Below are 24415 nucleotides of genomic sequence, written 5' to 3' on the forward strand. Positions count from 1 at the left end.
TACGCGCCTGGGCCCCTACTATCCGCGCGTCTCTTCGACGGCGGGGGCTTCGTACTTCTGGCTGGTGGGGTAGTTCGTCTTGGTCGGATCGAACGTGTCGGTCGCCGGATCCTGCTTGCGGCCGAAGCGACGCGTGAGGAACCCGATGATCGACGGGCGACCCTGCTGCTTGTTCCAGACGTCGACACCGACGGCGAACAGGAGCACGAGTCCCTTGATCATCGACACCACGTCGGCACCGGCGCCCAGCAGGGCGAGACCGTTGTTGAGGAAGGCCATCACGAGACCACCGATGATCGACCCGATCACGGTTCCGATCCCGCCGGAGACGGCCGCGCCACCGATGAAGACCGAGGCGATCGCGTCCAGCTCCCAGCCGTTGCCGTCCTGGGGACCGGAGGCCGTCGCCCTGGCGACGTAGATCATGCCGGCCAGCGACGCGAGCACCGACATGTTCATCATCACGAAGAAGTCGACCCAGCGGTCCTTCACACCCGACAGGCGCGCAGCCTGCCGGTTGCCGCCGACCGCGTAGATGTGACGGCCGAACACGGTGTTGTTCGTGATGAACGAGTAGAGGATGACCAGGGCGAGCAGGATGATGCCCGAGATCGGGAAGCTGGTGCCCTCACGCCCGGTGGCGAACAGCCAGCCCGCGATCAGGATCACGGCGGAGATCAGCACGACCTTGGTGACGCTCACCCACGCCGGCGCCATATCGGCACCCATCTTGCGCTGGATGCGACGCGTGCGGAACTCCCAGAACACGATCCAGGCGACACCCAGAAGGGCGAGGAGCATCGTGAACACGTTGAACGGCACCGGGATGAACGGCAGCTCGGGCAGGTAGCCGGCACCGATCACCTTGAAGCCCTGCGGCACGGGCACCGACTGCGAGTCGCCGACCCACTGGTTCGCGCCGCGGAAGAACAGCATGCCGGCCAGCGTCACGATGAACGCCGGCACCCCGACATAGGCGACCCAGAACCCCTGCCAGGCACCGACGAGCACGCCGACACCGAGACCGAGGAGGATGCCCAGCGGCCAGGGGAGGTTCCAGTCGGCCATGGCCTTGGCCACGACGATGCCCGTGAACGCGGCGACGGATCCGACCGAGAGGTCGATGTGGCCCATGATGATGACCATCACCATGCCGATCGCCAGGATCAGGATGTACGAGTACTGGTTGACGACGTTGATCAGGTTGCCGGAGGACAGCGTCAGTCCGGTGCCCTTGAAGATCCACGTCAGCACCTGGAAGACGACCAGGATCACGACGAGGCTGCCGAGGATGCCGAACTGACGGAGGGTCGACTGCCCTCCCCCGAACATCTTCGTGATGTCCTTGAAGTGGAAGCCGCGCTTCGTTGCGGTGGTGTCGGTGGTCATGCGGATGCTTTCTGGTTCGTGGAGGTCATGCTGCGCATGAGGTCCTCGGGTGTCGCCTGGTCGGCCGGGATGCAGTCGGTGACCCGACCCTCGAAGACGGTGTAGATGCGGTCGGAGATGCCGAGGAGTTCGGGAAGCTCGCTGGAGATGACGATGACACCCTTGCCCTGGGCGGCGAGCTCGTTGATGATCGCGTAGATCTCGTACTTCGCACCCACGTCGATGCCGCGGGTCGGCTCGTCGAGGATCAGCAGGTCGGGATCGGTGAACATCCACTTGGCCAGCACGACCTTCTGCTGGTTTCCGCCGGAGAGCTTGCCGACGCCCTCTTCGACCGACGGCGTCTTGATGCGCAGAGCTTTGCGGTAGCGCTCAGCCACCGAGAACTCCTCACGGGAGTCGACGACGCCGTTGTGCGCGATCTTGGAGAGCTTCGCCGCGACGATGGACCGCTTGATCGTGTCGAGCAGGTTGAGTCCGAGCACCTTGCGGTCCTCGCTGACGTATGCGAGTCCGTGTTTGATCGCCGAGGCGACGTCGTGCAGGGCGACCTCCTGGCCGTCCTTGATCAGGGTTCCGGAGAGGAAGGTGCCGTAGGAGCGCCCGAAAATGCTCATGGCGAACTCGGTGCGACCAGCTCCCATGAGACCGGCGATGCCGACGACCTCGCCGCGGCGCACGTTGATGTTCGAGCCCTTGACGACCATGCGCTCCGGCACGGTCGGGTGCTGCACCCACCAGTCCTTGACCTCGAAGAACACCTCGCCGATCTCGGGGGTGCGATCCGGGTAGCGGCTCTCGAGCGAACGACCGACCATGCCGCGGATGATGCGGTCCTCGTTGATCTCTCCGCGCGAGATGTCGAGCGTCTCGACCGTGCGGCCGTCGCGGATGATCGTGATCTCGTCGGCGATCTGCTCGATCTCGTTGAGCTTGTGGCTGATCATGATCGACGCGATGCCCTTGGCCTTCAGCCCGAGGATCAGGTCGAGCAGGTGCTGCGAGTCGTTCTCGTTGAGCGCGGCGGTCGGCTCGTCGAGGATCAGGAGCTTGACGTCCTTGTTGAGCGCCTTCGCGATCTCGATGAGCTGCTGCTTGCCGACGCCGAGGGTCTTGATCTGCACGTCGGGGTCTTCGCTCAGCCCGACGCGGGCGAGGAGCTCGATGGCCCGCTCCTTCTGAGCCGTCCAGTCGATGCGGCCACCGCGCTGGATCTCGTTGCCGAGGAAGATGTTCTCGGTGACCGAGAGCTCGGGGATGAGGGCGAGCTCCTGATGGATGATCGCGATACCCGCCTGCTCGCTGGCCGCGATGTCCCTGAACCGCTGCTCCTCGCCGTAGAGCAGGATCTCGCCGTCGTAGGTCCCGTAGGGGTACACCCCGGACAGGACCTTCATCAGGGTCGACTTCCCGGCGCCGTTCTCACCGCAGATCGCGTGGATCTCGCCGGCTCGGACGGTGATGGAGACGTCGGCCAACGCCTTGACCCCCGGGAACTCCTTGGTGATGCTGCGCATCTCCAGGATGGGGCCTGACACGGTAGGCAACGTTGCTGTGGTGCTCACGGATCTTCCTCGCGACGTGCGGTCACCTTCGATGTGACCGTTCACATCGGTATATCGTCGTCTTCGTCGGGACCGCTGTCAAGTCGGCATCGGCATTTCGATTCCCGACCGTGACACTGCCGAGATGCGCGTGATCGTGAGCCCCCAGGCGACAGCACGGATCGAAAGGATTCGATGCGTTCGCGAGCCTTCGCGCAGCGCGGCCGGGGACGAGTCAGCGGGCGACGGCGGATTCGCGGGCGCGCAGGATCGTCTGCAGCGGACCGAAGGCCGGCGGCTGCTCGCCGCGGATCTCCGCGAGCAGGATACGCACCGCCCGCCGACCGAGCTCGGGGAAGTCCTGGTGCACGGTGCTCAGCGTCGGAGCGACGTGTGCCGCGACGGGGATGTCATCGAAGCCGATGACACTCACGTCGTGCGGCACCCGCACCCCCGAGTCCCGGAACCCGTGCATCAGACCGATGGCCATCAGATCGTTCGCGGCGAACACCGCCGTGAAGTCGCGTCGAAGTGAGAGCTCCTTGCCCGCGAAGTACCCGAAGTCCGCCGTCCAGTCGCCGCGGATGGGCGGGAACGTGGGCAGATCGGCCTCGCGCAGTCCGTCCAGATACCCCCGCATGCGCGACTCCGCCTCGATCCAGTCCTGGGGACCGGCCAGGTGCAGGATGTCACTGTGTCCGAGGGAGATGAGGTGCTCGGTGGCCGCCTTCGCACCGGCCACCTGATCCGCCGACAGGCTCACGCCGTCGGATCCGGACGCCGTCTGCAGCGTCACGAACGGCATGTCGACGGACATGCCGCGCAGGACATGGAAGACCCGCACCTGGGGAGCGAGCACCACGATCCCGTCGGCCTGCTCCCGCGACAGCTGCCGCACCGCATGGCCGATCGCCTCCGGCGTCGTGTCGGCGAGGTTCAGGGTCGAGACCGAATAGCCCTCCTCCCGCGCCGCATCCTCGATGCCGGCGATGGACGAGGTGGGTCCGAACTCACCGATCGTCGCGGACAGGATCCCCAGCATGTTCGACTTGCTGGTGACCAGGGCGCGCGCGGCGAGATTGGGCCGGTAATCGAGGACCGAGATGGCGTCGAGTACCTTCGCCTTCGTCTCCGGCCGGATGCTCGGATGATCGTTGAGCACGCGGGACACGGTCTGATGCGAGACACCGGCGAGGCGGGCGACATCGCGGATACTCGGCAGGCGGGCGCGCTCGGAGGCGGTGGACATCACTTGCCTCCTTGCGTGTGCACGGTCACATCCCCAGTACATTATGTCTGTCGACGCCTTCCCGTGCACCTCCCCGTGCACCGACTCGCGCACCGAGGCGCGCAGAACGGGTTGTACGGCCGCACCGGAACCACCACCCGGTTTCGTCGCACCGCACCGGATCGCCCCCGTCCCGCATGGCAGGGTGACAGCGTGGACACTCTGCTGCGCGGCGGGCGCGTCATCGACCCGAAGACGGAGACCGACCGGATCACCGACCTCCTCCTCGCCGACGGGCGCGTGGCGGCGCTCGGCGACGGGCTCACGGCGCCGGCCGATGCCGAGGTGGTTGACGCCACCGGTCTCATCGTCGGGCCGGGCTTCGTCGACCTGCACAGCCACGTGCACTCCATCGCGGGACAGCGGCTGCAGGCGATGGACGGCGTCACCACGGCGCTCGACCTCGAGGCCGGACTCATGCCCATCGCCGAAGCCCTCGCCCGTGCCGCCGCTGACGGCCGGCCGCTGAACTACGGCTTCTCGGCCTCCTGGTCGCAGGCGCGGGCGTACGCGCACCTCGACCGGGTGCCCGTCGCCGACTTCACCGCGTCGATGGATCTGCTCGGCACGCCGGAGTGGCAGCGCTCGTCCTCCCCCGCGGAGCGCCGCCGCTGGCTGGGGTCATTGGAGGACGAGCTGGGGGCCGGTGCCCTCGGCATCGGCGTGCTCATGGGATACGCGCCACGCTCCGATCCGGACGAGTACCTCGACCTCTCCCGCCTCGCCGCCGCCGCGCACGCTCCGACCTTCACGCATGTGCGAGAGCTGATAGAAGCTGACCCCCGCACTCCGATCGACGGCTCTGAGGAGCTCGTCCGCGCTGCCGCGGAGACGGGGGCCGCGATGCACCACTGCCACGTGAACAGCACCTCGCTGCGCCACGTGGACCGCGTGCTGGGGCTGATCGAACGCAGCCGCGCCGCAGGGTCCCGCGTCACGGTCGAGGCCTACCCCTACGGCGCGGGCAGCACGGCGATCGGCGCATTCTTCCTCGCCCCCGAGAAGCTCCCCGGCCTCGGCATCACCCCGAGCGCGCTGGTGCTCGTGGACACCGGCGAGCGCATCGCCGACGAGGCCAGGCTGCGGGAGGTGCGGGCGACCGACCCCGGAGCGACCTGCATCGTGACGTTCCTCGACGAGGCCGATCCGTTCGACCGCGCGCACCTGCACCGCGCGCTCGCCTACCCGGACTCGATCGTGGCGAGCGACGCGATGCCGGTCTCCTGGACGGGGATCGACGGCCGCACGCTGTACGAGCAGCGCGACTGGCCGCTCCCTCCGGGTGGGCACACGCATCCGCGCACCGCCGGCACGTTCGCCAAGTCGCTCCGGCTGATGGTGCTCGAGAGCTCGACCTGGAGCTGGCTGGAGGCGTTCCGCCGCTGCTCCTTCCTGCCGGCGCGTGTGCTGGACGAGGTCTCGTCCAGCATGCGGAGCAAGGGGCACCTGACCGTCGGAGCGGATGCGGACGTGGTGGTGATCGACCCGACGACGCTGACCGACAGGGCGACCTATGCCGATCCGACCCGACCGTCGCAGGGTGTACGGGAGCTGTTCGTGAACGGCACTCGCGTCGTGCACGACGGAGAGCTCGTGACCACTGCGCTTCCGGGGCGCGCCGTACGGGGGGATGCATCATGAGCACAGCACACGGGGCGAGCACGACGCACGGGACGAGCGCAGACCTGCAGGGTTTCCTCGATGAGACGGCCGCTGCGCTGGACGTGCCAGGCGCGGTCGTCGGGGTGATCGACGGGGACAGGGAGATCGTCGCGACGACCGGTGTCGCCGCGCGCGACACGGGCGCAGCCGTGACCGAGAGCACCCTCTTCCAGATCGGCTCGACCTCGAAGACCTTCACCGGAACGGTCGCGATGCATCTGGTCGAGACCGGGGCCATCGACCTCGACACCCGCGTGGCCGAGGTGCTCCCCGACTTCCGGCTCGCCGACGAGGATGCGCTGGCGGAGCTGCGCATCCGGCACCTCCTCACCCACTCCGGCGGCTTCCTCGGCGACGCGGATGAGCGCCCTGGGTGGGACGACGATGCTCTCGCCCGCAACGTGGCGACCTTCGGCGAGCTCCCGCAGCTCTTCCCTCCCGGCACCATCGCCTCGTACAGCAACGCGGGAATCCGGCTGCTCGGCCGTGTGATCGAGCGAGTCACCGGCGAGTCGTTCGAACGTGCCGTGCAGCGCGTCGTGCTCGATCCTCTGGGCATGACCGCGACGTTCTTCTTCCCCTGGGATGTGATCGCCCGCCCGCACGCGGTGGGTCACGTCCCCGACGGATCAGGAGCGATGACGACGTTCCCGCACTGGCCGCTGACCCGTGACATCGCGCCGGAGGGCGGGATCGTGTCGTCCGTGCGCGATCAGCTCGCGTACGCCCGCTTCCAGATGCGTGGCGAGACCTCGGGAACGACGCCGGTGAGCGACGCCACGCGACTCCTGATGCAGCAGCCCCACCTCGCCGCCGGCCCGCCCGTCGATGCGATCGGTCTGCCGTGGCTGCTCGCCCATCACGGGTCGGCGCGGGTCGTGATGCACGGAGGGAACATCGCCGACACCCAGCTCAGCGAGTTCGTGCTCGCCCCCGACGAAGACCTCGCGGTCACGGTCCTGACCAACAGCGGAGGCGGGAAAGCGCTGGGGACGGCCGTCGTCGACTGGTGCTTCCGCCATCTGCGCGGCATCGAGAAGACGCCGGAGACGGTCGAGCTCAGCCCCGCGGACAGGCTCGACGACGTGGTGGGCGTCTACGACGCCGGGCAGTGGCACTACGACGTGACCCGCGCGGGTGATGCTCTCGAGTTCGCGATGGTGCTGCGTGCGGACATCGCCGCGCTCGGCATCCCCCCGCGGCCACCGCTGCGGCTGCGTGTGCGTGCCGACGGCGCCCTCATCACGGATGCGGCCCAGCCCGTCGGCCGTCTCCTCGACGAGACGGAAGGCGGCCCCGAGCTGCTCCATGTGGGCCTGCGCGCTGTGCGGCGGCGCTGACCCGCGGAACGTTCGTCCGGCCGCACCAAGGTCTGCGCAAGTCTCGTCGCCGGGAACCAACGAGGCATCGGATCGCCCGAATAGTCTCGGCCCCATCGCCGTCGCCCGAAGACGACGGCCCACTCGACGAAGAGGAGCGCACGTGTCCGACCTGAACGAAATCGGCAGCTGGGTGCGGGAGAACCTTCCCACGATGCTGGCCGACGCGCATATCCCTGCCGCATCCGTCGCGATCCTGGCCGGTGGCGAGATCTTCACCACCGCAGCCGGGATCCTCAATCGCAACACCGGCGTCGAAGCCGACGAGGACTCGGTCTTCCAGATCGGCTCCATCACGAAGACATGGACGGCCACGCTGATCATGCAGCTCGTCGACGAGGGTCTGCTCGACCTCGACGCCCCGGTGCGCGAGGTGGTGCCCGCGTTCACGATCGGCGACGACACGGCGGCGAGCGCGATCACCCCTCGTCAGCTGCTGAGTCACGTGAGCGGTTTCGAGGGCGACCTCTTCAACGACACCGGGGTGGGCGACGACGCGGTGGAGAAGTACCTCGCGACGATCGCCGACGCCCCGCAGCTCTTCGCCCCCGGCGAGCGGTTCTCGTACAACAACGCCGCATTCGTGGTGCTCGGCCGCATCGTCGAGGTGCTGCGCGGTACGTCCTACGATCAGGCGCTGCGCACCCACCTCGCCGCTCCCCTGGGGCTCACGCACGTCGCCACCACGGCCGCGGAGGCGATCATGTTCCGCGCGGCGCTCGGGCACATCCCCGCGGAGGGCAGCGACGAGCCCGTGGCAGCGCCGGTGTGGAGCCTGGTGCGCTCGAACGCCCCCGCGGGATCGATGCTCGCCATGACGTCGCGAGACCTGGTGACCTACGCCCGCATGCATCTGGACGGCGGCGTCGCCGCAGACGGCACCAGGGTGCTCTCGGAGCAGAGCGTGCTGGCCATGCAGGAACGGCAGGTCGACCTGCCCGAACTCGGACTGATGGGCGACGCCTGGGGTCTGGGCTGGGAGATCTTCGACTGGGACGGCGGACCGGTGATCGGCCACGACGGCGGCACGATCGGTCAGAACGCCTTCCTGCGCATGGTGCCGGGCGCGGGAGTCGCGGTGGCGGTGCTCACGAACGGTGGACGCACGGTCGACGCGTACCATGCCATCACGTCGAAGGTGCTGGCCGCCCTCGCCGGAGTCACCGTTCCGGAGCTGCCGTCGATCCCCGACTCTCCGGTCGCGATCGACCTCGAGCGGATCCTCGGCACGTACTCGTCGTCGGTCTCCGACTCGACAGTGCGGGTCGACGACGATGGCCGCATCTGGCTCGAACGCACCATGAAGGGGATCTTCGCCGAGCTGGGACCGGCGCCGGAGCCCGTCGAGCTGATCGGCTGGGCCGGAGACACCCTGCTCCCCCGCGAAGCGCAGAACGGGATGCGCATGCCGCACGCCTTCGTCGGCGACGACGGCAGCGGACGTGCTCTGTACCTGCACACCGGACGAGCCGACCGCCGGGTGGACGCATGACCAGCGTCGCGGCCGCCGTACCGGAAACGGGAGCGTCGGGCCTCGAACGACGGATCGCCGAGATCTTCGCAGATGCAGGGGCCACGGGCTTCCTCCATGCCAGGGAGATCGGCGTCGAGGGCGGTCCTGAGGTGACCGTCGGCGCCGATGAGCCGGTGGTGCTCGCCTCGGTCTTCAAGATCCTGGTGCTGACCGCGTTCGTCCGCGCCGTCGCCGCGGGAGAGCTCGACCCCACGGCACGCACGACCGTGACGGCGCGCTACCGCATCGGAGGGGTGGGTACAGCCGGCTTCGCGGACGACGTGGAGATGAGCTGGCGCGATCTGGCCCTGAACATGATGACCATGAGCGACAACGCGGCGACCGACGTCATCTACCACCGCCTGGGCGGGGAGGCCATCGATCGTGTCATCTCCGACCTCGGGCTGCGGCAGACCCAGCTCGTGGGGTGCTGCGAAGACCTCTTCGCCTCGGTGGTCGCCGACCTCGGCGGCGCGGCCGACAGCGACCTGGACGACCTGTTGGCCGGAGCGAGCGCGGAGCAGATCCTCGCTCTCGACGCCGTGCACCCGCTGCGGACCTCGCACTCCACGCCGCGCGCGGTGACCGCCGTGCTGAACGCGCTGTGGACCGACGCCGCCGCCACGCCGGAGGCCTGCCGCCAGGCGCGCGACATCATGGCACTGCAGATCTGGCCGCACCGACTCACCTCCGGGTTCCCTGCCGAGGTGCGCATCGCCGCGAAGACCGGCACGCTTCCCACCTGGCGCAACGAAGCCGGCGTGGTCACCTACCCCGACGGCCGTCAGTACGCCGTGGCCGTGTTCACCCGTGCGGACGCGCTCACCGACCGGCAGCCGCTCGTGGACGCCTCGATCGGACGCGCCGCTTCCACCGCCGTCGAAGAGCTGCGCTCGCGCTGATCGCCGCCCCCGTTTCCCCCCATCTGCACCACCCCTGCACCGCCCTTGCACCATCCACCTGCACCATCCCGAACACTGCTGGAGGCTTCTGATGCGTTCTCGTACCCCGCTGATCGCGCTGCTCGGCGCTGCGGCGCTCGCCCTGACGTCCTGCGCCGGAGGCGCCCCGCCCAGCGGGGATGCCACGGACGGCGTGCTCGCCGACGGGAAGACGTTCACCTCGGTGATCTCCACCGACCCCGGCAGCCTCGACCCCTTCGTCACCGTGATGTCCGTCGCGCGCTCGATCGACCGCTTCCTGTACGCGCGGCTGGTCGAGGTCCTGGAGGACGGCAGCATCGCCTCAGGCCTCGCCGACTCCTGGGAGGCGGACACCACGACCGCGACCTTCACTCTCCGTGACGGCCTCACGTGCGAGGACGGCACCCCGCTCACGGCCACCGACGTGGCCGCGAACATCACCCACATCGGAGACCCGGCCAACGGCTCGCCCCTGGTCGGGCTGCAGGTGCAGCCGGGCACCAGTGCCGTCGGCGACGACACCGCCGGCACGGTGACCGTCACCAGTGGACGACCGGACTCGTTCCTGATCGAGAACATCGGCAGCATCTCGATCGTCTGCGGATCGGTGATCGACGACCCGGATGCGCTCGCCAAGGGCGAAGGGGCCACCGGCATGTTCACCATGACCGAGGTCGTCCCCAACAGCCAGTACACGCTGACCCGTCGCGACGACTTCGCCTGGGGCCCCGACGACTGGGACCCGAAGCAGAAGGGGCTCCCCGACGCCGTGGTCTTCCGCGTCATCCCGAACGAGACGACAGCCACGAACCTGCTGCTCTCCGGCGAGGTCAACGCCGCCCTCGTGATCGGCCCGGACAACAAGCGCCTCAAGGACGCCGGGCTGTTCCACACCGAGATCCCGACCCCGGCAGGACAGTTCATCTTCAACCAGGCGGAGGGACGCCCCACCGCGGACCAGGCGGTGCGCGAGGCGCTGCTCGAGGCACTCGACCTCGACCAGATGCGCCAGGTTCTCGGCAGCGGATCCGCCAGCGTGCCCACCGGGCTCGTGACCGTGTCGCCGAACCCCTGCCGCGCGGACGTGCTGAAGGGCTTCATGCCCGAGTTCGACGCGAAGGCCGCAGCCGCAGCGCTCGACGGCGCGGGGTGGAAGGCCGGCAGCGACGGCGTGCGTACCAAGGACGGCGAGACGCTGACCCTGCGCATGATCTACTCCTCGCAGCTCGGCGACGCCGGCAACGCCGCGGCGGAGCTCGCCCAGGCCGCCTGGAAGGAGCTGGGCGTCGACATCACGGTCGCCGCCGTGGACTCGCCCACGCTGAGCGAGACCCTGTTCTCCACGGGCGACTGGGACATCTCGGCCGCGCCGCTCACCGTCTCGCTGCCGAGCATGCTCGTGCCGTTCTACTCGGGCCCGACGCCGCCGAACGGCACCAACTTCGCCTCGATCGACAACCCGGAGTACACGGAGGCCGTCACCGCGGCATCCGCGAAGGCCGGCAGCGAAGGGTGCGACGACTGGGGCACCGCCGAGCAGGCCCTGTACGCGACGACCAGTGTCATGCCGTACGCGAACATCGACCGGTCGACCTTCGCGACCAAGGCGACGTTCACCGAGGGCGACGGCATCGACCCCACGTCGATCCGCATGTACGAGTAATCGAGACCGGAGACAGCCGATGGCCAGCACCACCGCCACGCAGGCGATACTGATCAGATCCGCCCGGTCGGACAACCCCTGGTTGTCCTTCCTGGTCCGGCGCGGAGGGCAGTTCCTGCTCTCGGTGTGGGTGCTGGTCACGGCTGCCTTCCTCATGATCCACCTCGTGCCTGGCGACCCGGTGCGCGCGGCGCTCGGGCTGAACGCCCCGGCCGAGCTCGTCGAGGCCCGGCGCGCGGCTCTCGGCCTCGACCAGCCGCTCATCGTGCAGTACTTCCGCTACATCGGGGGGCTGTTCACCGGTGACATGGGCTCCTCGATGATCACCAGCCAGCCCGTCTCCGAGATCATCGCCACCCGGCTCCCCGCGACCCTCCAGCTCGCCCTGCTCGCGGTCGTGCTCGTCCTGCTGGTCTCGGTCCCGCTCGGGGTGACCATGGCCGTCGCCACCCGCGGCGGTCGCCGACGCGGGTTGGAGCTGGCGTTCGCGACCGGTTCGGTCATCCTCGCCGCGATCCCCGAATTCCTCCTCGCCGTCGGCCTCGTCTACGTGTTCGCGGTGTCGCTCGGGTGGTTCCCGGTCGCCGGGAACACCGCTCCGTTCGCGCTCGTGCTGCCGGTCGTGGCACTCGCGGTCGGGCCGATCGCGGTCTTCTCGCGCATCATCAGGGTCGAGGTGCTCTCCGTGCTCGGCCAGGACTTCATCCGCACGGCACGGGCCAAGCGTCTCGCCCCGCACCGCATCTACTCCCGCCACGCGCTGCCGAACGCCATGACCGCCACCCTGACCCTCACCGGCCTGCTCCTGACGGGCATGGTCGCGGGCACCGTGCTGGTCGAGAACGTCTTCGCCTGGCCGGGGCTCGGCACCATGATCGTGCAGTCGATCCTCACCAAGGACTACTCGGTCGTGCAGGGCATCGTGCTCGTCTACGGCGTGGGGGTGCTGGTCGTGAACCTCGTGATCGACGTGATCCTCGCGCTCCTCGATCCCCGCTCCGCCATCAGGGAGGCATGATGTCCGCACGCACGGCATGGTCCGGCATCGTTCGCTCGCCCCTCGGCATAACGGCCCTCGGCCTGATCCTGCTCGTCACGCTCGGCGCGATCTTCGCCCCGGTGATCTGGGGCGCCCAGGCCGAGCAGGTGGACCCGACCGCGATCACGCAGGGACCGAGCGCGGAGCATCTGCTGGGAACCGACGCCCTCGGCCGCGACGTGCTCGCCCGCGTACTGGTCGCGACCCGGCTCTCGGTGGTGCTCGCCGTGGTCGCGGTGCTCATCGGCGTGGTCGCCGGAACGCTGCTCGGGACAGCACCGTCGGTGCTCCCCCGATGGGTCGGACGCCCGATCGTCGGCTTCGTCAACATCGCCGTGGCCTTCCCCGGCCTCCTCCTCGCCCTGTTCTTCGCCGTCATCTTCGGGGTCGGCTCCACCGGTGCCGTGCTTGCGATCGGCTTCGCGATGGCGCCGCAGTTCGCCCGTCTCACCCAGACCCTGTCGGCGGCGATCGCCGGTCGCGACTTCATCTCCGCTGCCAGGGTCGCCGGAGTCTCGCGCGTGCGCGTCCTCATCCGCCACATCCTGCCCAACATCGGCGAACCGCTCATCGTGAACGCGACCGTCGCGGCCGGTTCCGCACTGCTGGCCTTCGCCGGACTCTCGTTCCTCGGTCTGGGCGTGCAGGTGCCGGAGTACGACTGGGGTCGCCTGCTCGGCGAGGGCCTCAACCGCATCTACCTCAACCCCGCAGCGGCGCTCGGACCGGCCGTGGCCGTGGTGATCGCCGGCCTCGCCTTCAACCTCCTCGGGGAGACCGCCGCTGCAGCCCTGGGCGGACGGTCGGCTCGGCGCCGCCACCGCCTCCCCGCCGTCGCGCTCTCCGGAGCGACCGGACTCGATGCCAGCAAGCCCGCGCAGGTCGACGGTGAAGAAGTGGTGCTCCTCGTCGACGACCTGCGCGTCTCCTTCCCGACGCCCGCCGGGTGGGTCACCCCGGTGCGCGGCGTCTCGTTCACCGTGTCGCGCGGCGAGGCGATCGGCGTGGTCGGCGAATCCGGGTCCGGCAAGAGCCTGACCGCCCTCGCCGCAGCCCGGCTCATCGAGCGTCCCGGCCATGTCGCCGCCGCGAAGCTGGACTTCTGCGGCACCCCGCTGCTGACCACCTCGGATCGGTCGGTGCGAAGCCTGCTCGGCACGTCGCTCGCGATGGTCTTCCAGGACCCGATGACGTCGTTCAACCCGACCAGGCGCATCGGATCGCAGCTCGCCGAGGCAGCCTCCGAACACCAGGAGATCACGCGGAAGCAGGCCATGGACCGGGCGATCGAGCGCCTGCAGTCGGTGCGGGTGCCCGCGGCCGCCCGCCGCGCCCACCAGTACCCGCACGAGTTCTCCGGCGGCATGAGGCAGCGCGCGATGATCGCGATGGGACTCATGAACCACCCGCGGCTGATCATCGCCGACGAGCCCACCACCGCGCTCGACGTGACGGTGCAGCGACAGGTGCTCCAGCTACTCGCGGGAGTGCGGCGCGACACCGATGCGGCGATCCTGCTGATCAGCCACGACATCGCCGTGGTCGCGCAGACCTGCGACAGGGTGCTGGTCATGTACGCGGGCCGCATCGTCGAAGACCTGCCCGCGGCGACCCTGCACACCGACGCCAGGCACCCGTACACCAGGGCACTGCTCGAGGTCGTGCCCGAGCTCGACGCCGACCGCAGCGAGCCGCTCAAGATGATCCCCGGCCGCCCGCCGGCACCAGGGGCCTTCCCCGTAGGATGCGCGTTCGCCGCCCGGTGCCCCCTCGCCACCGATCTGTGCCGCGAGAGCGACCCCGAACTCGTGGCCGATGCAGCGGGACACCGGGTCGCGTGCTGGCACCCGGTCGACGGCGAGGCGCCGGTACCCGTGGCGATCGCCACGGTTGCTGACGAGACGGTTGCTGACGAGACGAGCACTGAAGAGGAAGAGACGGTCCTGAGATGAGCGAACTGCGATTCGATCGGGTCAGTGTGCGATACGGAACGCACCGCGCCGGTCTCACGGCCGTCGACGACGTCTCCCTCGTCGTGCCGTCCGGGTCCGTGGTCGGGCTGGTCGGCGAATCGGGGTCGGGCAAGTCGACGCTGGCTCGCGCGGCGATCGGCCTCGCGCCGATCAGTGAGGGAACGATCACACTCGACGGTGCGGATGTGCGGAGCTTCCGTCGTCGGCGCCCCATCCAGATGGTGTTCCAGGATCCGTTCTCCTCGCTCGACCCCCGGATGACGATCGGCGAGTCCATCGCCGAGGCGCTCCCCCGAGACATCCGCGGCACCGCTGCTCGACGGGCGGAGGTCGCCCGACTGCTCGACCTGGTGAGCCTGGACGCCGACCGCGCCCCGTCTCTTCCGGCAGCGCTCTCCGGCGGGCAGCGACAGCGCATCGCCCTCGCCAGAGCCCTCGCCGCGAGGCCGGAGGTCGTGATCGCCGACGAGATCACCTCGGCGCTCGATGTGTCGGTGCAGGGCTCGGTGCTGAACCTCGTGCGGGAGCTGCGCGGTGAACTCGACCTCACGATGCTGTTCATCTCGCACAACCTCTCGGTCGTGCGCTATCTGAGCGACCACATCGCCGTGATGTATCTGGGGCGGATCGTGGAGTTCGGACCCACCGAGCAGGTGCTCGCCGACCCGCAGCACCCGTACACGAGGGACCTGCTGCAGGCGGCGCCCACCAGGAACGGCGACCTGCTGGCGGTCGACCCGCTCGCCCCCGTGGACGTGGAGCCCGCCGATCCGCATGCACCGCCCAGCGGATGCCGATTCCACCCGCGGTGCCCGATCGGTCCCGCGGCGCGACCCGATCGTCAGATCTGCGTGATCGCGGATCCTCCCCTGCCCTCCGGTTCAGCCGGAGCCGCATGCCATTTCGCCGGCACCCATGCGGACGTCGCGCTCGGAACTGTGCCCACCTCCCAAAGCATCCCCCTGGTTTCGGCCGCGACCACAACACCGTCCCCGCTCTCAGCGGACACAGTGAACTGACCATCGATTGGAGCTCTCATGAACCGCGTCACCGTCGACGACCTGCTCTCCGTCCGCACACCGGAGCAGCCTGCGCTGTCTCCGGACGGCACCCGCATCGCCTACGTGCTGCGGACGACCGACCGCGACGGCGACCGCGACACCCGCGCGCTCTGGCAGGTGGCGTCCTCCGGCGGAGCCCCCGCACCGCTGACGCACGGCACGGGGGATTCTGCCCCCGTGTGGAGCCCCGACGGTGCGCAGCTGGCGTTCCTGCGGGCACAGGACGGACCAGCGCAGCTCTGGGTCCTCCCTGCAGGCGGAGGCGAGGGCCGCAGCCTGACCGCTCTCCCTCTCGGCGCCGGCGCGGCGGCCTGGAGTCCGGATGGTGCACGCATCGCCTTCACCGCCCCCGTCGACAGTGCGGCACTCCCCGGCGAGGACAAGGACACCATCCTGGCCCGTCGTTCGGCTCCCACCGGCACCGACCGTCTCGGATACAAGGCGGATGGCGCCGGAAACCTCGGCACACTCGTGCAGCAGCTGCACGTGCTCGACGTCGCCTCCGGGAAGATCACCGTGCTCACGCGTGGACGCTCGCACGCCTCCGAGCCCTTCTGGTCGCCGGACGGCACCCGTATCGCCTATTCCGCGAGCGTCGAGGACGACGCGGACCTGACGATGCGGATCCCCGTGCTCGTGTGCTCGTCCACCGATCCGAACAGCCCGCCGGTGCAGGTCAGCCCCGCCGACGTGCAGGCGACGGCGGTGGGCTGGACCCCGGACGGTCGCCACGTGCTCGCGGCCGGACGCACCGACACCGAGGTCGGCAACGCGGACCTGCTGCTCTTCCCCGTCGACGGCGGAGACCCGCGGAACCTCACCGCGGGGATCGACCGCAACGTGATGCCCGGTGGTCCGGGGTACCCCGGTGGCATGCCGCAGTTCACGGAAGACGGCGACATCGTGTTCTGCCTTCGCGACAACGGCTACTCGCACGTGTACCGGGTCGCGCAGGACGGCTCCGGTGCCGTGTCGCTCGTGGACGGCACCGCGAACGTCTCGGGACTGTCGGTCGCCGGATCGTCCGCGGCGATCGTGCTCGCCACGCCGGAGTCCTTCGGCGATGTCTCGCTCCTGGACCTCTCCGACGGCACCGCGCGCACCCTCACCGACTATGGCACTCCCGAGTTCGACCTGGTGCCAGCCGAGGAGCGCCGTTTCACGATCTCCGACGGCACGGTCGTCACGGGGTGGCTGCGCCGCGACCCCGACGCCACCGGCCCGCTCCCTCTGCTGCTCGACATCCACGGCGGGCCGCACAACGCCTGGAACGGGGCCGCAGACATCGCGCACCCGTACCACCAGGTGCTCACGCGCCGCGGCTGGGCGGTCCTGACCGTCAACCCCCGAGGAAGCGACGGCTACGGCGACGCGTTCTTCTCGGCGGTCTCCGGCGGCTGGGGAGTCAACGACGCGAACGACTTCCTCGAGCCGATCGATGCCCTCGTCGCCGAGGGCATCGCCGATCCTGCGCGCCTCGCGGTCACGGGCTACAGCTACGGCGGCTTCATGACGTGCTTCCTCACCTCGCGCGACGACCGCTTCGCGGCCGCCGTCGCCGGTGGCGTCGTCACCGACCTGTTCTCGATGGGCGGCACGTCGGACTTCGGCCACTACCTCTCCTCGAAGGAGAACGGAGGTCTGCCCTGGCGCGACGAGGAGCGCATCTCCGCGCAGTCGCCGTTCACGCGGGTCGATCAGGTGAAGACGCCGACGCTGATCCTGCACGGCGCAGCCGACGACCGCTGCCCGGTGGGTCAGGCGGAGCAGTGGTTCACCGCGCTGCGCGAGCGCGGTGTGCCGACCCGCCTCGTGCTCTACCCCGGCGGCTCGCACCTCTTCGTGCTGTCCGGGCCGCCGTCGCACCGCGCCGACTTCTCACAGCGGGTGATCGACTGGGTGGAGCAGTACGCCCCGCCCGCGGGGAAGCCGGTGCGCGCACGACTCGACGCCCGGCACTGGCAGCAACGGCTGAGCGCCCTGGCCGAGGCCCACAAGGTCCCGGGGGCGACCCTCGGCATCCTCCGTCTCGGGGAGGAGCCCGTATATGCGCATCACGGCATACTCAACGTGCGCACGGGCATCGAGACCACCGACGACTCGGTGTTCCAGATCGGCTCGATGAGCAAGGTGTGGACCACCTCCGTGGTGATGCGACTCGTCGACGAGGGCAGGCTCGACCTCGACACCCCGATCGTGGAGTACGTCCCGGAGTTCGCCTCGTCGGATCCCGAAGTGACCCGCACCGTCACGATGCGCCACCTGCTCAACCACACGAGCGGGATCGACGGAGACGTGTTCACCGATACCGGCCGCGGGGACGACACTCTGGAGAAGTACGTCGCCCTGCTCGACGGCGTCGCGCAGAACCACCCGCTCGGTGCCACCATGTCGTACTGCAACTCGGGATTCGTGCTGGCCGGTCGAGTGATCGAGAAGATCACGGGTACCAGCTGGGACCAGGCGATGCGCGATCTGTTGATGACGCCCCTCGGTCTCACGCACTCCTGCACGCTCCCCGAAGAGGCCATCATGTTCCGCGCCGCCAGCGGCCACACCGAAGTGGGCGATGACGGACCGACGCTCGCCCCTGCCTGGATGCTCCCGCGCGCGATGGGTCCGGCGGGACTGGTGAACTCCACGACCGCCGACGTGCTCGCTTTCGCGCGCATGCACCTCACGGGAGGACTCGCAGCCGATGGCACGCGGGTGCTGTCGGAGGAGAGCGTGCGACGGATGCAGCAGCGGGAGGTCGACATGCCCGACCCGTATTCCCTCGGCGATGCCTGGGGCGTGGGGTGGATCCTGTTCGACTGGGACGGGCGCCGACTGTACGGCCACGACGGGAACACCATCGGCCAGGCGGCGTTCCTGCGCATCCTGCCGGACGAGCAGCTCGCGGTGACGATGCTCACCAACGGCGGCAACACGCACGACCTGTACGCCGAGCTGTTCGACGAGATCTTCTCCGAGCTCGCGGATGTGCACGTGCCGGCAGGCCTCACCCCGCCTGCCGAGCCGTTCGCCGACGACTTCTCCGAGTTCGAGGGCATCTACGATCGCTCCGGGGTCCGCACCGAGATCTTCCGCGACGACGAGGGCCTTCGCATGCGCACCACGCTCAACGGCCCGCTCGCCGCCCTCCTCCCCGATCCGGTGCAGGAGCACCCGTTGGTCCCGGTACGTCACGGCGAGTTCGTGATGCGACCGGAGGGCGAGCAGGGGTGGCATGCCGTGGTCTTCTACTCCCTGCCCAGCGGCGAGCGCTACCTGCACCACGGTGTGCGCGCAGCGCCGAAGGTGTCGTGATGCGCGTGCAGGCGGACGCGGACCTCGAGCTGGTCCTCGCCGACATCGAGACACTCGTCTCCTGCGAGTCGCCGTCGGACGACCTCGAAGCCGTCTCCCGCAGCGCCGACGTCGTGGCGGCCCTCGGCGAGAGGCTGCTGGGGATCGCCCCGGAACGCATCGTCATCGACGGGCGCACGCATCTGCGCTGGCGGTTCGGTGATCCGGTCGTGCTGCTCCTCGGCCACCACGACACGGTGTGGCCGGTCGGCTCCCTGCGGCGGTTGCCGTTCGGCATCGACGACGGTGTGCTCCGTGGACCCGGATGCTTCGACATGAAGACGGGCGTCGTGATGGCGCTGCATGCCGTCGCTGCACTGCCCGATCGCACCGGCATCAGCATCCTCATCACGGGTGATGAAGAACTCGGTTCTCCGAGTTCGCGCACCCTGATCGAGCAGGAGGCGGTCGGCTGCGCTGCGGTGCTCGTGCTCGAGGCCTCAGCCGACGGCGGTGCCGTGAAGATCGCACGCAAGGGCGTCTCGCTCTACCGTGTGCATGTCACGGGGCGCGCCGCTCACGCCGGACTCGAACCGGAGCGCGGGGTGAACGCCGCCGTCGAGGCGGCCCACCTCCTCCTCGCGGTCGCGCGGCTCGGCGACCAGGCGGCGGGGACCAGCGTGACCCCCACCCTCCTGCGCGCCGGGAGCACGACCAACACGGTGCCGGCCGACGCGGAGTTCTCCGTCGACGTGCGCGTGCGCACGGTCGCGGAGCAGCAGCGCGTGGATGCGGCCCTCCGTGCGATCCCTGCCACTCTCCCCGGTGCCTCCGTGCGCGTGGTCGGCGGTGCGAACCGTCCGCCACTCGAGCCCGAATCCTCGGCACCGCTGTTCGCCCTGGCGCTCGAGCTCGCCGAGCGCGCGGGCCTGACGCCCTTCCAGGGTGTCGCGGTCGGCGGAGCCTCGGACGGCAACTTCACGGCCGCTCTCGGGGTGCCGACGCTGGACGGCCTCGGCGCAGTCGGCGGCGGAGCCCACGCCGACGACGAGCACGTGATCGTCGCGCTGATCCCGGAGCGCATCGTGCTGCTGCAGGAGTTGATCCGCGCCGTCAGAGAACGCACGCCGGCGCGGAACGGAGAACGGGCATGAGCCTGACGGACGCCGCGGCCTTCCGCGCGTCGCCGGAGGAAGCGGCCGACGCCGCGAACGCCGCCGCGTCGAAAGCCGGGGTGGAGATCCGCCTGCTGGAGGATGTGGACGATTTCACCCTGGTCGCCGAGCTGTTCCAGAGCATCTGGACCAAGCAGGGCGAAGCCTCCCCCGTGAACGTCGAGACGCTGCGGGCGCTGTCGAAGGCCGGCAGCTACGTGGGCGGAGCATTCGAGCACGATGAGCTCGTCGGTGCGTGCTTCGGCTTCTTCGCCGCTCCCGATCAGCGTGCGCTGCACAGCCACATCGCGGGAGTCTCCTCGCGGATGCGCGGTCGCAGCGTCGGCTTCGCCCTCAAGGTGCACCAGCGCGCCTGGGCGCTCGAGGAGGGTCTGGATGAGATCTCCTGGACCTTCGACCCGCTCATCAGCCGCAACGCGCACTTCAATCTCGTGAAGCTCGCCGCGACCCCGACGTCGTATCACCGCAACTTCTACGGACACATGGCCGATGCTCTCAACGGGGCGGACGACACCGATCGGATGCTCGTGACCTGGTATGTGCGCGACCCCAGGGTGGTCGCCGCCTGTCACGGGGAGCCGGTGCCTGCGATCGAGCAGATGGCCACCGACGGGGTCGACACCGCCGAACCGCTGCTCAGCGTGGGCGAGGACCTCGCCCCGCTGCGGCATCGCACCGACGCGCGCCTGGTACGGGTGGCGCTGCCACGCGACATCGAGACCTTGCGTCTGACCGAACCCGCTCGTGCGACCGCGTGGCGTCTGGCGTTGCGCGAGACGCTCGGATCATCGCTGGAGGGTGGAGGGCGCGTGCTCTCGTTCGACCGCTCCGGCGCGTACACCATCGACAGAGGAGAACAGGGATGAAGCTCACCGGATTCGAGCTGCGTGTGATCGAGATGCCGCTGGTGGCGCCGTTCCGGACATCGTTCGGGGTGCAGACCGTGCGCGAGGCCCTGGTGGTCCGCGCCGTCACGGACGAGGCGGAGGGGTGGGGCGAAGGCGTCGCGATGAACGATCCGCTCTACTCCTCCGAGTACGTCGAGGCGAGCGTCGACGTGATCACCCGGTTCCTGCTGCCGGCGCTCGCGCAGGTGAAGGATCTCGATGCGAGCGGCGTCGCCCCGGCGCTGGCGAAGTTCAAGGGTCACCGCATGTCGAAGGCCGCGGTCGAGCTGGCGATCCTCGACGCCGAGCTGCGGGCCGCCGGAGTTCCGCTCTCGCGTGAGCTCGGAGCGGTGCGTGAGCGCGTCGACTGCGGTGTCTCCGTCGGGATCATGGACTCCGTCCCCGAGCTGCTCGACACCGTCGGCGGCTACCTCGACGAAGGGTACGTGCGCATCAAGCTCAAGATCGAGCCCGGATGGGACATCGAACCGGTGCGCGCCGTGCGGGAGCGCTTCGGCGACGACGTGCTGCTGCAGGTCGACGCGAACACCGCGTACCACCGCGGTGACGCGCGGCACCTCGCCAAGCTCGACCCGTTCGACCTGCTCCTGATCGAGCAGCCGCTCGACGAGGAGGACCTTCTCGGACACGCGCAGCTCGCCCGGGCGATCACGACCCCGGTGTGCCTCGACGAGTCGATCGTGTCGGCCAGGGCTGCAGCGGATGCGATCGCCCTCGGCGCCTGCTCTATCGTCAACATCAAGCCGGGCCGTGTGGGCGGATACCTGGAGGCACGACGCATCCACGATGTGTGCGCGGCGAACGACATCCCGGTGTGGTGCGGCGGCATGCTCGAGACCGGGATCGGCCGCGCGGCGAACGTCGCCCTCGCCGCTCTCCCCGGTTTCACCCTGCCCGGCGACACCTCGGGATCCGGACGGTACTACTCGCGCGACATCACCGAGCCGTTCATCGTCGAGGACGGCACGCTCACGGTGCCGACCGGCCCGGGGATCGGGGTCACCCCAGACCGGGAAGCGCTGGATGCGGTGACGATCCGCACCGAGTGGATCACGTTCTGAGAACGGGCTGACGGCCCGTGCGGGCACGACGATCCTGTCGAGATCGACCAAGAGTCGATACGATTTCGTCGTGCCCCACAGCTCCCCCACCCGTGGTCGCCCCCTAGCCTGGGCGCTGTGCTCATGTCCGTGACGACCAGGCCCCGTGCCAGCCTCGGCAGGGTCATCGAAGACCTCGGCACCACGCTGCTCGAGGTGGTGAGCGGCGCCGACGACGATGAGGCCGAGATCGAGACCGTGGTCATCCACGACGTCCTCGACGACGCGATGCCGATGCGCGGGGCACTCGTGCTCGGCGTCGGGCTGAGCGATCCCGATGAGATCGCCGAGCTCCTGCAGAACCTCGCCGCCCAGCACGCCACCGCCCTCGTGCTGCGTGCTCCGGTGCGGGCCGAACAACCGGTGCGCGATGCGTCCGAGGCGACGGGCATCCCGGTGCTCGCGCTCACCCGCGGGGCGTCGTGGGCGCAGCTGGCTGCGATGCTGCGCTCGCTCATCGCCGAGGGCGACGTCGGCGACCAGGGAACGACGACACTGGGCGGCATGCCCTCCGGCGACCTCTTCGCCCTCGCCAACGCGATCGCCACGCTGCTGAACGCGCCGGTCACGATCGAGGACCGCAATTCGCGGGTCGTCGCGTTCTCGGGCCGCCAGCACGAGGCCGATCCGGCGCGCATCGAGACGGTGCTCGGTCGGCAGGTTCCCGAACGGTTCGCGCGGCAGCTCGAGGAGCGCGGCGTCTTCCAGGAGCTGTACCGCAGCGAGGACCCGATCCACGTCGGACCGGTGCTCAACACCGAGGGCCTGCCGTCCTTCCCGCGCGTGGCGCTGGCCGTGCGTGCGGGCGACGAGATCCTCGGCTCCATCTGGGCGGCGGTGCAGGAGCCGCTCTCCCCCGACCGCGTGCGGGCGCTGAAGGACTCGGCTGGTCTGGTGGCGCTGCACATGCTGCGCCTGCGCGCCGGCGCCGACGTGGAGCGCCGACTGCGCGCCGACCTGCTCTCCACGATCCTGGAGGGAGGGCCGGGGGCTGCGGATGCGACGGCTCGTCTGCGCCTGAGCGATCATCGGTGCGTCGTCCTCGCCTTGTCCGCTACGGAGGACATCGACGACGAACCGTCCGCCGGGGCACGAGGTGTCGCGGAGAGGCAGCGGATCGCCGATGCGTTCGCCGTGCACCTGGGGGCCGTGTACCTCCGCTCGGCTGTGGCCGTGATCGGCGATGTCGTGTACGCCGTCGTCGGGATCCGCCCCGAGCAGGGCGATGCCGATCCCGGACCGGAGCATCCCGACGCGGACAGCCGCGCCGCGCGCGTCGCCACGGACTTCCTTGGCCGGCTCGGTGCGACCGCGGAGATTCGCATCGGCGTCGGCACGGTGGCGGAGGCGGTCGCAGACATCCCGTCCTCGCGCGCGAATGCCGACCGCGCTCTCCGCGTGGTCCGTCAGGCGCCGTCGGGCGAATCGGTCGCACGGTTCACTTCGGTGCAGATGGAGGCGCTGCTGGTCGAGCTCGCCGACCTCGTCCGCGCCAGGGGCGATCAGCCCACCGGTCCGGTCGCGCAGCTGCTGGCGCAGGACAGGGAGAAGGGGACGCACCTGGTGGAGACCTTGCGCGCCTGGCTCGACGCGTTCGGAGATGTGGCCGTCGCCGCAGCCCGCGTGTACACGCATCCCAACACGTTCCGCTACCGGCTGCGTCGCCTGTCGGAGATCAGCGGGCTCGACCTCGCCGACCCGGAAGCACGGTTCTCGGCCATGGTGCAGCTGCGGCTGCTGGTCCCCCGCGACTGAAGCGCGGACGGCCCTGACATCAGGAGAGTGCGCCCGCCCCGCCCCCTTGCTGAACGAGGCGGCTGCAGGGACGGGGCCGGTCGAGGCTCGTGGCCCGTCGCCCTCTGCACCCTGGTCGTGAGGCTCGTGGCCTGTCGTTCGGGTGCGCGTGATGCCCGCTCGTGGCCGGCATCGTGCGTATCTGACACTGATTTCAGCACAGCACGATCATTCAGACCATAGAGTGAGTTCTGATTGAACGATCCGATCAATCATGACCCCACAGAGAAGGCGACAGTGATCGAAATGGCCAACCTCGACGCGACCGACCGCAGAATCCTCACGGTACTCGACGGCGACCCCCGCCGTCCGGTCGCCCTGATCGCCCAGGACCTCGGCCTCGCCCGCGGCACCGTGCACGCTCGACTCGATCGTCTCGAATCCGGAGGCTACCTGCGCGCGCACAGCTCGCGGGTGCTGCCGCAGGCGCTCGGGCGCGGTGTCGCGGCCTCGATCCTGGTCGAACTCGATCAGCATCAGATCACGGATGCGATCGATGCGCTCAGTCGCGTCCCCGAGGTGCTGGAGTGCTTCGCTCCGGCCGGCGACACCGACCTGCTGCTGCGTGTGGTCGCGAAGGATCCCGACGACCTCTACCGCGTGGCCGAGGTCGTCCGGCTGTGCCCGGGCATTCTCCGCACGTCGACGAGCCTGTTTCTGCGCGAAGTGATCCCCTACCGGGTGAGCGCACTCCTGCAGGCCGACTGAGCCGGCAC

17 protein-coding genes are annotated in these 24415 nt (G+C 69.5%); 14 read left to right on the plus strand and 3 right to left on the minus strand.

What is annotated here, in order from left to right:
• Positions 1-18: 18 nt before the first annotated feature.
• The 3 genes from mmsB to AB4070_RS06025 all read right to left on the minus strand — a co-directional run bounded on the left by mmsB (position 19) and on the right by AB4070_RS06025 (position 4182).
• Entirely contained in the window at positions 19-1389 is a 1371-nt protein-coding gene (gene mmsB / locus AB4070_RS06015; protein WP_058632413.1) for a multiple monosaccharide ABC transporter permease, read from the minus strand.
• Positions 1386-2999: a multiple monosaccharide ABC transporter ATP-binding protein gene (gene mmsA / locus AB4070_RS06020; protein ID WP_420845718.1), complete on the minus strand. Its 1614-nt coding sequence runs from the start codon at positions 2997-2999 to the stop codon at positions 1386-1388. The genes mmsB and mmsA overlap by 4 nt, the downstream gene beginning before the upstream one ends.
• A 169-nt stretch (positions 3000-3168) precedes the next feature.
• Positions 3169-4182 (minus strand): LacI family DNA-binding transcriptional regulator, encoded by a 1014-nt coding sequence (locus AB4070_RS06025; RefSeq protein WP_441979313.1) that lies wholly within the window; start codon positions 4180-4182, stop codon positions 3169-3171.
• A gap of 192 nt (positions 4183-4374) precedes the next feature.
• Here AB4070_RS06025 and AB4070_RS06030 point away from each other — a divergent pair, with 192 nt between their 5' ends.
• The 14 genes from AB4070_RS06030 to AB4070_RS06095 all read left to right on the plus strand — a co-directional run bounded on the left by AB4070_RS06030 (position 4375) and on the right by AB4070_RS06095 (position 24407).
• Positions 4375-5862, plus strand: coding sequence for an amidohydrolase family protein (locus AB4070_RS06030; protein WP_441979314.1), 1488 nt, complete (start codon positions 4375-4377; stop codon positions 5860-5862).
• Positions 5859-7223: a serine hydrolase domain-containing protein gene (locus AB4070_RS06035; protein ID WP_441979315.1), complete on the plus strand. Its 1365-nt coding sequence runs from the start codon at positions 5859-5861 to the stop codon at positions 7221-7223. The genes AB4070_RS06030 and AB4070_RS06035 overlap by 4 nt, the downstream gene beginning before the upstream one ends.
• Positions 7224-7365: 142 nt before the next feature.
• Positions 7366-8754: a serine hydrolase domain-containing protein gene (locus AB4070_RS06040; protein ID WP_441979316.1), complete on the plus strand. Its 1389-nt coding sequence runs from the start codon at positions 7366-7368 to the stop codon at positions 8752-8754.
• On the plus strand, positions 8751-9677 hold the full coding sequence (locus AB4070_RS06045; RefSeq protein WP_441979317.1) for a serine hydrolase: 927 nt from the start codon (positions 8751-8753) through the stop codon (positions 9675-9677). The genes AB4070_RS06040 and AB4070_RS06045 overlap by 4 nt, the downstream gene beginning before the upstream one ends.
• A gap of 91 nt (positions 9678-9768) precedes the next feature.
• Positions 9769-11361, plus strand: coding sequence for an ABC transporter substrate-binding protein (locus AB4070_RS06050; RefSeq protein ID WP_441979318.1), 1593 nt, complete (start codon positions 9769-9771; stop codon positions 11359-11361).
• Positions 11362-11380: 19 nt separating this feature from the next.
• Complete coding sequence (locus AB4070_RS06055) at positions 11381-12379, plus strand: ABC transporter permease (protein WP_441979319.1); 999 nt, start codon at positions 11381-11383, stop codon at positions 12377-12379.
• A complete protein-coding gene (locus AB4070_RS06060) occupies positions 12376-14352 on the plus strand; it encodes a dipeptide/oligopeptide/nickel ABC transporter permease/ATP-binding protein (protein ID WP_441979320.1) in 1977 nt (658 codons plus the stop codon). The genes AB4070_RS06055 and AB4070_RS06060 overlap by 4 nt, the downstream gene beginning before the upstream one ends.
• A complete protein-coding gene (locus AB4070_RS06065) occupies positions 14349-15392 on the plus strand; it encodes an ABC transporter ATP-binding protein (RefSeq protein WP_441979321.1) in 1044 nt (347 codons plus the stop codon). The genes AB4070_RS06060 and AB4070_RS06065 overlap by 4 nt, the downstream gene beginning before the upstream one ends.
• An 18-nt stretch (positions 15393-15410) precedes the next feature.
• Positions 15411-18743 (plus strand): serine hydrolase, encoded by a 3333-nt coding sequence (locus tag AB4070_RS06070; protein ID WP_441979322.1) that lies wholly within the window; start codon positions 15411-15413, stop codon positions 18741-18743.
• On the plus strand, positions 18743-19876 hold the full coding sequence (locus AB4070_RS06075; protein ID WP_441979323.1) for a M20 family metallopeptidase: 1134 nt from the start codon (positions 18743-18745) through the stop codon (positions 19874-19876). Before AB4070_RS06070 ends, AB4070_RS06075 begins: the two co-directional genes overlap by 1 nt.
• Complete coding sequence (locus AB4070_RS06080) at positions 19873-20763, plus strand: GNAT family N-acetyltransferase (RefSeq protein ID WP_441979324.1); 891 nt, start codon at positions 19873-19875, stop codon at positions 20761-20763. The genes AB4070_RS06075 and AB4070_RS06080 overlap by 4 nt, the downstream gene beginning before the upstream one ends.
• On the plus strand, positions 20760-21866 hold the full coding sequence (gene menC, locus AB4070_RS06085) for an o-succinylbenzoate synthase (RefSeq protein WP_441979325.1): 1107 nt from the start codon (positions 20760-20762) through the stop codon (positions 21864-21866). The genes AB4070_RS06080 and menC overlap by 4 nt, the downstream gene beginning before the upstream one ends.
• A 123-nt stretch (positions 21867-21989) precedes the next feature.
• Positions 21990-23660, plus strand: a complete 1671-nt coding sequence (locus AB4070_RS06090) for a helix-turn-helix domain-containing protein (protein WP_441980552.1) — start codon at positions 21990-21992, stop codon at positions 23658-23660.
• A gap of 285 nt (positions 23661-23945) precedes the next feature.
• Positions 23946-24407, plus strand: a complete 462-nt coding sequence (locus AB4070_RS06095) for an Lrp/AsnC family transcriptional regulator (RefSeq protein WP_046749869.1) — start codon at positions 23946-23948, stop codon at positions 24405-24407.
• Positions 24408-24415 lie beyond the last annotated feature (8 nt).

The organism is Microbacterium sp. 2RAF4 (genome assembly GCF_052115285.1).
GTDB lineage: Bacteria > Actinomycetota > Actinomycetes > Actinomycetales > Microbacteriaceae > Microbacterium > Microbacterium oxydans.

Bases quoted from the DNA above. Each gene is read 5' to 3' on its own strand.
- AB4070_RS06080 (WP_441979324.1), top strand. From the start codon at position 19,873: ATGAGCCTGACGGACGCCGCGGCCTTCCGCGCGTCGCCGGAGGAAGCG.
- mmsB (WP_058632413.1), bottom strand. From the start codon at position 1,389: ATGACCACCGACACCACCGCAACGAAGCGCGGCTTCCACTTCAAGGAC.
- AB4070_RS06045 (WP_441979317.1), top strand. From the start codon at position 8,751: ATGACCAGCGTCGCGGCCGCCGTACCGGAAACGGGAGCGTCGGGCCTC.
- AB4070_RS06065 (WP_441979321.1), top strand. From the start codon at position 14,349: ATGAGCGAACTGCGATTCGATCGGGTCAGTGTGCGATACGGAACGCAC.
- AB4070_RS06025 (WP_441979313.1), bottom strand. From the start codon at position 4,182: ATGTCCACCGCCTCCGAGCGCGCCCGCCTGCCGAGTATCCGCGATGTC.
- AB4070_RS06060 (WP_441979320.1), top strand. From the start codon at position 12,376: ATGATGTCCGCACGCACGGCATGGTCCGGCATCGTTCGCTCGCCCCTC.
- AB4070_RS06095 (WP_046749869.1), top strand. From the start codon at position 23,946: ATGGCCAACCTCGACGCGACCGACCGCAGAATCCTCACGGTACTCGAC.
- AB4070_RS06055 (WP_441979319.1), top strand. From the start codon at position 11,381: ATGGCCAGCACCACCGCCACGCAGGCGATACTGATCAGATCCGCCCGG.
- AB4070_RS06090 (WP_441980552.1), top strand. From the start codon at position 21,990: ATGTCCGTGACGACCAGGCCCCGTGCCAGCCTCGGCAGGGTCATCGAA.
- AB4070_RS06035 (WP_441979315.1), top strand. From the start codon at position 5,859: ATGAGCACAGCACACGGGGCGAGCACGACGCACGGGACGAGCGCAGAC.
- AB4070_RS06050 (WP_441979318.1), top strand. From the start codon at position 9,769: ATGCGTTCTCGTACCCCGCTGATCGCGCTGCTCGGCGCTGCGGCGCTC.
- AB4070_RS06070 (WP_441979322.1), top strand. From the start codon at position 15,411: ATGAACCGCGTCACCGTCGACGACCTGCTCTCCGTCCGCACACCGGAG.
- menC (WP_441979325.1), top strand. From the start codon at position 20,760: ATGAAGCTCACCGGATTCGAGCTGCGTGTGATCGAGATGCCGCTGGTG.
- AB4070_RS06075 (WP_441979323.1), top strand. From the start codon at position 18,743: ATGCGCGTGCAGGCGGACGCGGACCTCGAGCTGGTCCTCGCCGACATC.